The sequence below is a fragment of the Scytonema sp. NUACC21 genome (genome assembly GCF_054684315.1).
The window spans coordinates 65,294-77,513 of sequence record NZ_BAAFZH010000109.1 but is presented as its reverse complement, the minus strand read 5'-3'; the positions used below and the strand labels follow the sequence as shown (position 1 = coordinate 77,513).

Sequence of the window (12,220 nt, the reverse complement as noted above, 5' to 3'; positions counted from 1 at the left end):
GTTAATACCAATTCTGTATAAAGATGCGCCGAATTATATAACGAACCGCGATAGCGTTCGCGGAGCGTGCGCTTTGCGCTTAGCGTGCGTGCCAGCGCATAGGACGCGAAGGGCACAAAGAAAGAAAAGAAATTTGGTGCAACCTCACAAAGAGTTGGTATAGCGGTAGGGTGGGCACTGCCCACCACTCATTGAGAAGGTGCAATATGTCAAAAAATCAGCCGATTTTTAAAGATTACGGATTTAATTAACTGCAGAGAGAATAGGAAACACAAAGTAAATGAATGGAGAATACAGGTATTATTAGACAAGCCCATTTACGCTTAGTTATCGAGGAGATAATTTTGTGACAACTAGGGATAGGTTGACTCAGAGTTGGTGGCAGAATTTAGCAGGTTATTTTGCCATTTTAGGAACAATCTTGGTCAGCAACATGAGTGCTGTTGCTCAGATTGTACCAGATACAACTTTGGGAGAGGAAGGTTCCACTGTCACCCGTAATGTGTTGATTCGAGGGATTTTGAGCGATCGGCAATATCATTGTTAATGCTCGCGATACGGTTTCATTAGATGGTGCTAGCGCCGATGGAGTGCGTGCGAGTACGCTTTTTTCCGAGGTGGTAAAAGGTGCTGTGGGAGATGGCGGAAATGTGGAAGTTACGACAGGCTCTCTGTTTGCAACTAACGGAGGACGATTGGAAGCTAGCACTGAGGGACAAGGCAATGCTGGAAATGTAATTGTCAAAGCCCGCGACATCGTTCGATTTGATGGTACGAGTCGAGATGGACGAATCTTGAGCGGCGCACTCAGCAACGTGGTTGGGAACGCAGTGGGTACAGGAGGTAATGTTGAAATTACTGCGGGATCTCTTTTTGTTGCTAATGGAGCACAAGTGGATGCTTTTTTGGTGAAAACTATCAACCTGCCCCTGTGGGAACGAATCCAGACACCCTGGATGGAAACGATCGCGTTGATATTAATGCCAGTGGTGGTATTTCTTCTGGAATCATCAGCACACCCGATACCAGTTTTGTCCAAAACAATCTCAGCGAGTTATCACAAATCCCCATTGATACAAATGCATTGATTGCCAATAGTTGCATTGCCCGCAATTTCAAACTCGAAGGTAGCTTTACAATTACGGGTTCTGGTGGTTTACCCAACCGCCCTGGGGATGTTTCAATTTCAACTTATTCCACAGGCGATGTGCGTGGTGTCACAAGAGATAGTGCATCACATTTGTGGCAAAAAGGTGACCCAATTGTGGAACCGCAAGGCGTGTATAAGTTGGCTTCAGGGCAATTAGTTTTGAGCCGCGAGTGTCGTTAGGGAGTTATATCAAATCCGGTAGCATCCGAGCCCTTTCATCTGACAAGGACTACCGGAGGCGCGATAAGCGGAGTATAACGGCTAGTGCGATTCGCTGAAATCGGTTTGTAAAGCAGTAAAAAGTGTTGTGAGGCAAACCATTAGTCATAATGAACATATCTGCTCTACATCACGAGCAGCATCTTGTTTGATTTTCTTGACTAGTAGCGCTCTGATTACATTATGACATCTCCAACTCGCTTTATTTCTCAATCTCAACGACCAGTTCCCGTAGACGAAACACTACCGACAATGTACGGTCTACCAAGTGACAATCCAGAGGAACCGGGTTTGCCAGACGAATTTCACTTCTTCCAGCCATTGCTACTAATGTTAACTTTTATGCCACTGCACTGGAGTCCAGAACTAGTTTTTAGCGCGGCTGACCTGAATCTCTACTACGATGTGCAGCATACTCAATGGTATAAACGTCCCGATTGGTTTGGTGTTGTGGGCATCTCACGTTTATATCAAGGGCAAGATTTACGTTTAAGCTATGTAACCTGGCAGGAAAAAGTGAATCCCACTGTTGTCGTTGAGTTGTTATCTCCCGGTACGGAAGACGAAGATTTGGGAGAAAGAGAAAGTGAGGCTGATAAACCGCCTACTAAGTGGTTCGTGTATGAAAAGATTTTGCAAGTTCCTTATTATGTTATCTTTAGTCGTTACACGAATGAACTTCAAGGATTTCGGTTGGTAGATAGTGAGTATCAATCGATGAATTTGACAGATGGACGCTTGCTGATGCCAGAGATAGGTTTAAGTTTGGGATTGTGGGAGGGGTCATTTCGAGGGATTCCACGATTATGGTTACGATGGTTGACTTTGAATGGTGAATTAATTCCTGAACCTTCTGAAGAAGCAACTGCTGCTAGACAAGAAGCACAACAAGCTAAACAAGAAGCACAACAAGCTAAACAAGAAGCAGATGAAGCAAAAAGAAGAGCAGAAAAATTAGCAGAACGCTTGCGCCAATTGGGCATAGATTTAGATGAAGTGGAGTAACAATTTGATAGGGATTCGGCAGTATAGCCGTAATCGCTCACTTATCGCTTTACTTAAAATGAGAGCAATGTAGCGATCGCTTGTATAAAAGGCAAATTAGTGACATTCGCGACTCATTACGAGTTGCCCGTTATCCAGGTGGTAAACACCAGTCGCTTCGATGATTGGGTCGCCTTTTTGTCAACTAGAGAAAAAGAGGAGCACAATCAACTCGCACCATCCCCCAAGGTCAATTCACCAGATGGTATATCAACAACTAACCTACGATTTATGAGCCATTGACGACCTAGTAAAATTTCAGTTAAATCTTTACCAACATGAACGGGAATATCCAATTCTTGACCATCCAATTTAACTTTACCAATATAGATTTTAAATCTTACATCCCCACCTGCTGTTCGCATGATTTGTTGGTCAACATACGTCCAACCTAGTGCGTCTAAATCTTGTTTATCAATTGCCAACCAGCCGGAAAAACCCGTATCCAACATCGCATCAACTGATAATTCTAATCCATCCGATGCTATCAAATCAATTTCAAAAAGTAGCGCCTCCTCATCACCAAACTTCCCAGAAATCGTCATACTGTACCGCAAACTCCAGTCTCATTAATTCGGAAAGTATGGTGTATCTTACCAGGATGCTTTTCACGACACTGCTGCCAAGCTGCTGACAAATCTTTATCTACAAAATATTCTCCACTCTCTGGTTCGACGGTAACATACCAGTTGTAGTGAGTTTCAATTAATTCCGATTTAACCTTATCAAAAATCGGCTTGCAGCGCTGGTAGAGTTTTTCTCCATCAGCTTCCCAATCGGCTTCTTGTTCAGGAGTCCACTGGATTTCGGGAAATATTCTTCCCCTACGGACAACACGACTAGACTTGATTTGGCTCATATTTTCCATCTACAATATCGTGTCAAGTTAAATATTTCTTATATCGTTAGTATTATCAGAAGTGCGCTCAACTTAGCTAGAAAAAGTCAATCCGATTGTTGTGGTTGAGTTGTTATCTTCTGGTACAGAAGACGAAGATTTGGGAGAAACTGAAAGCGAACCCGATAAACCTCCTACCAAGTGGTTCGTGTATGAGTGGATTTTGCACGTTCCTTACTATGTTATCTTTAGTCGTTACACGAATGAACTTCAAGGATTTCGCTTAGTAGATGGTGAGTATCGATCCATAAGTTTGACGGATGGACGCTTGCTTATGCCAGAAATAGGTTTAAGTTTGGGATTGTGGGAAGGGTCATTTCGTGGAATTCCACGATTGTGGTTACGATGGTTGAATAAGACCGGTGAATTAATACCTGTACCCTCCGAAGAAGCAATTGCTGCCAAACAAGAGGCACAACAAGCTCAACAAGAGGCAACTGAAGCGAAAAGAAAAGTAGAACAGTTAGCAGAGCGTTTGCGTCAATTGGGGATAAATCCAGATGAAATATAACAGCTTTATCCAAAAAACTTTCAGTAAGTTTCTAATTTAACTTTATCAATATAGATTGTAAATCTTACATCCCCACTTGCTGTTCGCACGATCTGTTGGTCAACATACGTCCAACCTAGTGCGTCTAAATCTTGTTTATCAATTTTGTAGAAATTAACATTCTTTACTAAGCACAAGCTTCCCATTTGGCAGTTGGTATACTCCAGATGGTTCGATAATTGGGTCGCCAATTTGCCAAGGTCGTTCTGGTGTAGGTAATTTTGTTGACTCTACTTCACTAGACACTGGTTGCACATCTCCAGTGGAATAGGAAGGAAGTGAAGCATCACCGGGGCGTGTTGGTAAACCACCAGAACCTGTGATGAAGAAGGAACCGTTTTGTTGTTGATTTCTGCGGGCTATGCAACTATTGGCGATAAGAGTATTGCTGTCGATGGCGTCTTGGGGAAGTTTGCCGAGGTTGTTTTGAATAGAACTATTGTCGGGGGCGTTAATATTGATAATGCCAGAAACACCAAATCTCGAACTAGCAGTAATATCGCTTTCTTTTGTTTCCTGGGAACGAAATTCCGTGCCAAATATTCCTTGAGTGTTAATTTGAACTCTCCCACCATTGCCTTCAAAGGCATTGGCTCTGATATCACTGTCTTCGTTGGGAATGGCAATGATAAATTTTGAGTTGATATTTACGTTACCACCATTGCCCTGTTCTCCGGCGGTTGCAGACACAAGGCTTCCACGACGTAGTAGCAGTAAATTTGCATTATCAATGAAAATGTTACCACCATCTTGGGATGTTGTTTCAGCGATGATTTTGGCGTTGTCTCTCAGTTCAACTCTACTGGCATTAACATTAATCTCACCAGCAACACCACTGCCTTGACTGTTAACAGAGATTTGGGCGCGATCGCTCACATTTAATTGCCTAGCATTTATTTGAATATTGCCACCGCGAGCGGAAGCTGTTGAGGTTGTGTTGGCAAATAGTCCGCTAGCTGCGCCTTGATTCTCAAATGTTTTATCTTGCTGTGATGGTTGATAAGTTGGATCAATACCAGAGAGAATTACGCGATCGCTATTCAGGCGAATACTACCAGCTTGCCCTTGATTAGTTGCTGTTGTAATAATTTGTCCGCCTTGGGTGGCTTCAAAGCTATTAGAATTAATTGTTACATCACCGCCTTGAAAAGCAGAGGCGGTTTGAGCATTAACTACCGCACCGTTAGTAATTTGAAAAGCATCAGCGTTAACGCTAATTGAACCACCTTGTCCGTTTGCATTCCTTAAAGTTGCACTATACAGTCCACTCGAAAACTCACTTATATCATTCTTCCCATTCAAAAATATGCGATTTCGAGCAGTAATATTAATATTTCCAGCTCTACCTTGTCCAAAGGTAGTAGTGCTAAGTAATGCTCCATTAGTAACAGCTAATGATTCTGTATTAACACGAATATTACCTCCATTGCCAGTACTATTATTCGCAACAATACTGAAAGCCGCACTGTTCAATCTACTATCTTCAAAGCTTCGGAAGCCGTCAAAGGATATGTTTTCACGAGCGTTGATAATAATATCGCCAGCATCGCCTGTTCCAAAAGTACTAGCTTGAAGTTGACCGCCATTAGCGACCGATAGCGAACCAGTATCAATGCGAATTATTCCACCTTTGCCGTTACCAAAACGTCCAGGATTAGAAACATTGCCAACAATATTTGAGATAATTGCTCCTTTATCCAATGATATGCGATCGCGAGTATTGATAAAAATATTGCCCGCATCTCCTTCCCCTTGAGTACTAGCTCTAAGTTGAGAATTCCCTGTAAGAGATAGGAATGCTGCATCAATATGAATATTTCCACCGTTACCTTTTCCACCGTTATTACTTGTAATCACCTGTGCCCCATTATCAACGGAAAGACGGCTTGTATTTATCTCAATATTCCCACCTTTACCTACTGCTGTTCGCTCTACACTAGTAAAGGCAGAAGTAGGAATTTGTCCTGTTGGGTTTATTCCATCAAACAAAACAAAATCACGACCATTAATCAAAATATTTCCAGCATTACCTCTGTTTCTAGTACCTGTTTGAAGTTGAGCCCCATTAGTTACTGATACCGAACCTGCTTGGATGCTAATATTACCACCGTCACCTTCCCCAGTTAATTCGACAGTACTAAATAGACCACTCAACAAGTTACCATTCTTACTGGTTCCAGCAAAAGATACTCCATTTTTGGCATCGATAGTTATATTACCTGCATTTCCTAGACCCCAGGTAGAAGCTCTTAGTTGAGCGCCATTAGTTAGTGCAAGTGAGCCAGTTTGAATTGCAATGTTGCTACCTTTACCCACTACTTGAGAATTGAAAATCTCGCTAAAAATACCGCTAGGAAATCGTTCGTCTTCGCTTGTACCATCAATTGTAACGCGATTTCTCGCATTAATGGCAACGTTACCTGCTCGTCCTTCTCTAAATGTACTAGTTTCAATTTTTCCCCCATTAAATAGAGAAAAAGAATCTGAATTAACTTCGATGTTACCTGCAATACCTGAGCCAATAGAACGATTGTAAAAGCCGCTGTTGGGATTGTAACGAAAGCCAATATCTGGTAACAGATCTGCACGTTCAGAAAAAAGTGGGTCGCTACCAGAAATAGTGATGCTAGCGTCAGCATTAACAATTATCTTACCAGCCTGTCCGCTACCATCAGTACTTGCCTGCAATTGCCCACCGTTAAGAGCCTCCAAAGAGTTCGTATTGAAAGTAATGTTACCCCCATTTCCAGAGAAAATCGTGCGACTATCTAAAACTGCGCCGTCTGCAATGCGGAAAGCAGAAGTATCAACAGTAATATTTCCTCCTGAATTATCGGACTCTGTAGAAGCCAAAATTGCACTGGGACGACCAGTAGTATTAGTGCTACCAGCGATATTCACAGCATCAGTAGCACGAATTTGAACATTACCTGCATTACCTTTGCCTTTGGTAACAGCAACCAGTTGCGCTCCATTTGTTAGAGAAAATATACTTGTGGCAATGCGAATATCTCCCCCTTGTCCGATGCCATTTTCCCCCACACTCGTAAAGATGGCACTGTTGAAATTTTTTTCATCAGGGTCGCTACCATCTAGCAATACACGATCGCGTGCTTCAACAATCACATTGCCAGCCTTACCCGTTCCATAAGTTCCAGATGTTAACCTTCCTCCATTTGTTAAAGAAAGCGTACCAGTAGAGAGATTAATATCTCCCCCCTGTCCAGTGGCTCCTGTTTCCACGCTGCTAAAAATATTTGCCGTATCTACAAAAACAGAGTTAAGCGCATTAATTCTAACATTACCTGCACTACCCTTTCCTAGGGTACCAGTAGTTAAAATTGCATCTTTAAGATTAAAAGAGCTAGTGAAGATGCTGATGTCTCCCCCTTTACCATCACCAGTTTCTTCTACAGTGCTAGAAATAATTGCTGAATCTACTGATAGAGTATTCTGTGCATTAATAATGATATTCCCTGCATTACCTTTTCCCTGAGTGTCTGCATTTAGCTGCCCCACATTTAACAATAGGGAGTTTGTATAAATGCTAATATTTCCACCCGTACCAATGCCTGTTTCCTCTACTTGACTAAGCAAACGCCCCCCCTTACTTAAAGAAACGTTATCTCTAGCTTCAATCGTGATATTTCCTGCATCGCCGTTGCCATATGTAGTGGTAGAGAGTGCTGCTCTATTAGTAACAGAGAGGTTCCCCGTTTTGATATTAATATTTCCACCCTTCCCAGCAGCTGGTTCCCATACACTGTTGAAAACATTTGCATTATCAAAAGAAGCTCTATCTTGCGCTTCCAGCAAAATATTGCCTGCATCTCCAAAATTAAGGGTACTAGCATTGAGAGTTGCATCATCAGATAATTCTAAAATTTTAGTAGAGATGCGGATATCGCCTCCCTTTCCTTTGCCAGTTTGTTCCACACGGCTGAAAACACCAGTATCATCGCCCTTAAATGTTACGCGATCGCCTCCCTCTATTACGATATTGCCCGCATTGCCGATACCAAACGTGCTAGAAGCCATTTGAGCACCATTAGAGAGTTCCAGGATATTGGTAGAGATACGAATATCACCTCCTTGACCCTCTGCTTGTCGGTTATCATTTCCCCCTACACTGCTAAAAATAGCTGTATTGCTGAAGTTGGTTGCGCTATTACCCGTAAGAGAAATGCGATCGCGTGCCTCAATTACAATATTTCCAGCATTTCCAACACCAAGTGCAGGAGTTATTAATTGAGCGCCATCCGACATTTCCAAGGTATTAGTGGAAATGAGGATATCACCTCCCTCACCCCTACCAGTTGACCTGACACCACTATCAACAGTCGTGTTATCACCACTAAATACAACGCGATCGCGAGCATTTATGTTGATGTTACCAGCATTTCCAACTCCAGAGGTTCTGCTTATCAAACTTGAATCGCCCAGTACGAACAACGAGGCAGATGTGATGTTTATATTGCCGCCATTACCTGTTTCACCTGGACTAACATCGCTGCGAATAGAACTATCAGATTCAAGCCTAACAGTGCCTGAAACATTTATAGTAATATCTCCCGCCTGATTATTTGCTGAGCCGAAACTTCCATCAATTCCTGTAAAAATGTCGCTCCCCGCCAAAATATCTAAATTTTGAGCGTTGATTGCTACATCTCCACCGCCACCAGCCGAAACATTAACGAGCGAATTATTAACCAGAGAAACATTTGCTTTTTGCACTACTTCTGGAAATTGTAATTTTAATCCTTGGCTTGCAAAATCTAAGCCTATACTACCTGTATCTGCTAATCCGCCTAACTCTATTCGCCCACCCAACGCCGCTAAAATACCTCCATCTAAGCGAACATTGCCGCCTGCAAGCAATAAACTCTCGCCATCGCGAACTCTCAATAATCCTCGATTTTCTATTGTCCCATTCTGATTAATCTGGTGAAAAAATAAAGCCGAAGGGTTTACCGTTAACACCCCAGGCGTCTGAGGGTTTATCGCACTAAAATTTCCTTGATTTCCAAATTGAACCCCATTGGCAGTTGTCGCTATAAACGAAGCACCGACATCTAGACTAGCGTTTTCTCCAAAAACAATACCATTGGGATTTATCAAAAATAGGTTGGCATTGGAACCCACAAGATTACTGCCAATGACTTGACGAGTTCCCAACATACCTAAAATATCCGAGCGATTACTTCCCGTCACCCGCGCCAAAATATTCTGGATGCTAGGATCGAAAACAAAGAAGTAAGCGCCTCGATTTTCGCCAATGTTAAATTCTTGAAAACTGTGAAATAAATTTTGTCCCCGTTGCGCTCCACCTGCAATTACCTCATTAGAAGTACCATTAAAGTTGACTATGACTCTGGATGCCTCTGAACCTAGTGTATTGTCCGGTACTATGTTACTTTGAGCACAAGCTGGGCTGATGAGAGCTGTAATTCCAACGGTCAACTTTGCGATCGCTCCTATGCCCATTACAATGCCAATTGTTTGTCTTAACCAGTAATAGCGATCGCGTCCCCTTTCTAATAACTGATGTGGTAACATTCTACATCACAAATCTTTATATTTTTTTAAGTCTTATGCTCTAATTAAATACCATGACACAGCTTGTTAGAGAATGCGTAAAAGTGCATATTTGAATTCTTGTTTGGCAATTTTTACAATAGTGAATTTTCTTTTTGAGAATTTAAAATCTTGCTATTTAGGTTTGACAATCCAGAAAATTAAATATTATCATGTTATTTTAAGACTTTATAAAATAATTCTTCTGGAAATTTCAACCTACTTTATTCCTTCAATCTAACACACCACCTACTGCAGGGAAAATGCAATCGGTACAAAAGAGAGTTATAAAGTAGCCGACTTGGCAGTGGATGAACTAGCGAATATGGCAGAGCAACTATTGCTAAGAGATAGAGATAACTTATCTGCTATATTTGTTTCCCCTCCTGATTAAACATACTTTCTTGTCAAATTTGCTCAATTGAATTCATCGGCATTTGTGGGAGGAGTATCCGTATTTTCTTCTACCTCATTGGGCGTATACATTGGTGGTATATTGTTATCATCCAATTTTTCATCCGGATATGAAGTAGGCTCATTGCTATTAAAAGGTTCTTGCGTCCGATCTTCTATGAAATATGCTTCTTGTGGTGGAATCGATAGAACTTCAACTTCTTCTGTAACCGATTGAGCGTTTACCTGTGTAAAAGCTCCAAGAAAAAGCGGTAGCAATGTTAGCGTTATTAAGATTAACAAGATATGAGCTTGAAATCTCAATTGAATTGGCAAAAAATCCTTCATAGCAACCCAGTGTAATTTTTATTCTTATCAAAAGAAATTAAAACAGTGTATAACAACCCTATTTGATAGGTAAAAATTATCATCTGCCAAGACGCCAAGAGCATCAAGAAAAGAGAATTATACAAATGCTTCTAGGATTGCTATATTACGTATAAACATGGTTATTTATTGCCTTCGGGATAAATTCAAAAATTTTAATAATATTTCTCAGTCTTAAGTTAACTACTTCCTTGATTTCTCTTTAGTCTTCACTCTCGACACGCCAATATATTGGAGCCAAAATTTAGATTTCTCAAAGAACTGGTATAGGCGATCGCATACTATCGACCGGGAACTTTTATGCAAGATGGAAAGCCCAAAAGTGCTGTTGATGTTTCCAAATTATGCAGAGTGCTAGCACAAAACTTTCTTTTCCCGGCTTGTTCAGCTTTATATAAATAATTAGGGAAACTGACATCTTGCACCTTCTTTGTGGGAGGAGGTGTGCGGCATAGCCCTACCTACGATCGGGATCGGCTTTTTGGGCTTTGATTTTTGCAATAAGGTGATGGTGCAAGATATGAGAGATCGTACTTAGCAAGAGTATGGTAGTATAGGTGCTAAGTATATAGGAGTTCTGTGGCTATCATGCTTAATTTATAGTCAAAATCAATTGTCAAATATTTAACTTAGCTTTTCAATGAAGAAGCACAGTGTTTTCTCATAAACCATCATTAAGAGTTGCTCTTTCCCCAGATGGTAGAGATTATAGTGTAAAGCAAGGTGAATATAGAATCATGAAATTTCTCGCACTGAGTAAGCTGTTGCGCTTCTAATTTGCATAGTCTAAATCAATCAGATTGTTGTGGGATGGAGAGTATCTGTGCAATATGTAAGCAGAATAGCTCACACATAACCCTGGCATATACATCGTGACTGGTGCGGGTAAAGGATTGTTTATAGGGATTTTGTATACATTGAGGGTTTTGCCCAAGGAAGACAAGCATCGTATATGATGGGAATTACTCATTTACTCATTAGCGCCACAGCAACAAGTCTTTTTCTTGACACTGCTGATGCAAGATTAATTGTGATTGGTGCAGCTGCCTCGCTTCTTCCAGACATAGACATTAGCACCAGTTATGCAGGTCGCATATTGTTCCCGGTTTCACATTTCCTCAGGCAGACGCTTCCTCACAGGGGTGCCACTCACAGCTTGCTTGCTTCCGGTATATTGGCTATAGTGTCATATTCAGTAGTTGCACTAACTCATGTGCCTGTAGATTTCATTCATGCCTTGAATATCGGCTATTTCTTCGGCTACTTCGCTGACGTTTTCACCGTTTCTGGCTGTCAGTTATTCTGGCCCTTAAAAGTGAGAATCGGATGGCCTGGAAACCGAAAATTTAGACTCAAAACTAGCAGCCCAGCTGAGTCTGCTGTGGTGTTAATACTGTTGTTGATTCTGATGTTTAGCATCAGCGTCAACTCTAGTGGTGGCATGATGACACACTTGAATAGGTTGATTGGTCATACCACTGGAGTTGAGCAGTTTTATAATCAGCATGGGTCAAAGCATCTCATAATTACCCATATTCAAGGGTTTCATCCAAGGGAGTTGAGAAAAGTTGTGGAGGATTTTTTGCTAGTCCAGCCAAAGGGTCAGGGGTTCCTGGTCATGTCTAGGGATCTCAAACTTTACAAAGCAGGTACCGAACCAGATTGTCAGATCGTCACCGAGCGGATTACTGCTAATGTGGGTCAGAATGCCATTACTAATGTTGAGTCATTAACCTTGGATGACGAAAACTTAAAAGAATCCTTAACCCGTTTTGATCTTCCTAGAACGCTAATATTTGTCACTGGTGAGTTAACAATTGATGACCCAGAAAACCTAGAATTTATCCCTGACCCTCACCAATTCCCTTTTATTCAGTTGAATGAATCGTCAATTAAGCTGGAATCTGCACCCCTTAGGTTTGTTGTTCGGAAATTGGGTAATCAATTCGTCACAGGTCAATTATTTATAAGGATCGTTACCATAAGTAGGGAGCTTAAATTGTGA

General features: G+C 41.4%; 9 protein-coding genes and 1 pseudogene. 6 read left to right on the top strand and 4 right to left on the bottom strand.

Going from position 1 to position 12,220, the window contains the following annotated elements; translation table 11 throughout:
• Positions 1 to 346: 346 nt before the first annotated feature.
• The 4 genes from ACYRY3_RS42570 to ACYRY3_RS42555 all read left to right on the top strand — a co-directional run bounded on the left by ACYRY3_RS42570 (position 347) and on the right by ACYRY3_RS42555 (position 2,374).
• Positions 347 to 547: a hypothetical protein gene (locus ACYRY3_RS42570; protein WP_460207878.1), complete on the top strand. Its 201-nt coding sequence runs from the start codon at positions 347 to 349 to the stop codon at positions 545 to 547.
• 43 nt (positions 548 to 590) lie between these two features.
• Positions 591 to 1,088 (top strand): hypothetical protein, encoded by a 498-nt coding sequence (locus ACYRY3_RS42565; protein WP_460207877.1) that lies wholly within the window; start codon positions 591 to 593, stop codon positions 1,086 to 1,088.
• A complete protein-coding gene (locus ACYRY3_RS42560) occupies positions 1,085 to 1,330 on the top strand; it encodes a hypothetical protein (protein ID WP_460207876.1) in 246 nt (81 codons plus the stop codon). Before ACYRY3_RS42565 ends, ACYRY3_RS42560 begins: the two co-directional genes overlap by 4 nt.
• 222 nt (positions 1,331 to 1,552) lie before the next feature.
• The gene (locus ACYRY3_RS42555) at positions 1,553 to 2,374 is read left to right on the top strand and encodes a Uma2 family endonuclease (protein ID WP_460207875.1); all 822 of its coding nucleotides are present in this window, start codon (positions 1,553 to 1,555) and stop codon (positions 2,372 to 2,374) included.
• Between the two features lie 206 nt (positions 2,375 to 2,580).
• Here ACYRY3_RS42555 and ACYRY3_RS42550 read toward each other — a convergent pair whose 3' ends face one another.
• Both ACYRY3_RS42550 and ACYRY3_RS42545 read right to left on the bottom strand, forming a co-directional pair.
• Positions 2,581 to 2,958 (bottom strand): retroviral-like aspartic protease family protein, encoded by a 378-nt coding sequence (locus tag ACYRY3_RS42550; protein WP_460207874.1) that lies wholly within the window; start codon positions 2,956 to 2,958, stop codon positions 2,581 to 2,583.
• Complete coding sequence (locus ACYRY3_RS42545) at positions 2,955 to 3,272, bottom strand: hypothetical protein (protein WP_460207873.1); 318 nt, start codon at positions 3,270 to 3,272, stop codon at positions 2,955 to 2,957. Before ACYRY3_RS42545 ends, ACYRY3_RS42550 begins: the two co-directional genes overlap by 4 nt.
• A 79-nt stretch (positions 3,273 to 3,351) precedes the next feature.
• Here ACYRY3_RS42545 and ACYRY3_RS42540 point away from each other — a divergent pair.
• Positions 3,352 to 3,822, top strand: a pseudogene (locus ACYRY3_RS42540) (Uma2 family endonuclease); the annotation flags it as partial.
• Positions 3,823 to 3,975: 153 nt separating this feature from the next.
• Here the strand turns inward: ACYRY3_RS42540 and ACYRY3_RS42535 are convergent.
• Together ACYRY3_RS42535 and ACYRY3_RS42530 are read right to left on the bottom strand one after the other, a co-directional pair.
• Complete coding sequence (locus ACYRY3_RS42535; protein ID WP_460207872.1) at positions 3,976 to 9,417, bottom strand: beta strand repeat-containing protein; 5,442 nt, start codon at positions 9,415 to 9,417, stop codon at positions 3,976 to 3,978.
• Between the two features lie 435 nt (positions 9,418 to 9,852).
• Positions 9,853 to 10,176: a hypothetical protein gene (locus tag ACYRY3_RS42530; RefSeq protein ID WP_460207871.1), complete on the bottom strand. Its 324-nt coding sequence runs from the start codon at positions 10,174 to 10,176 to the stop codon at positions 9,853 to 9,855.
• 991 nt (positions 10,177 to 11,167) lie between these two features.
• Here ACYRY3_RS42530 and ACYRY3_RS42525 point away from each other — a divergent pair.
• On the top strand, positions 11,168 to 12,220 hold the full coding sequence (locus tag ACYRY3_RS42525; protein WP_460207870.1) for a metal-dependent hydrolase: 1,053 nt from the start codon (positions 11,168 to 11,170) through the stop codon (positions 12,218 to 12,220).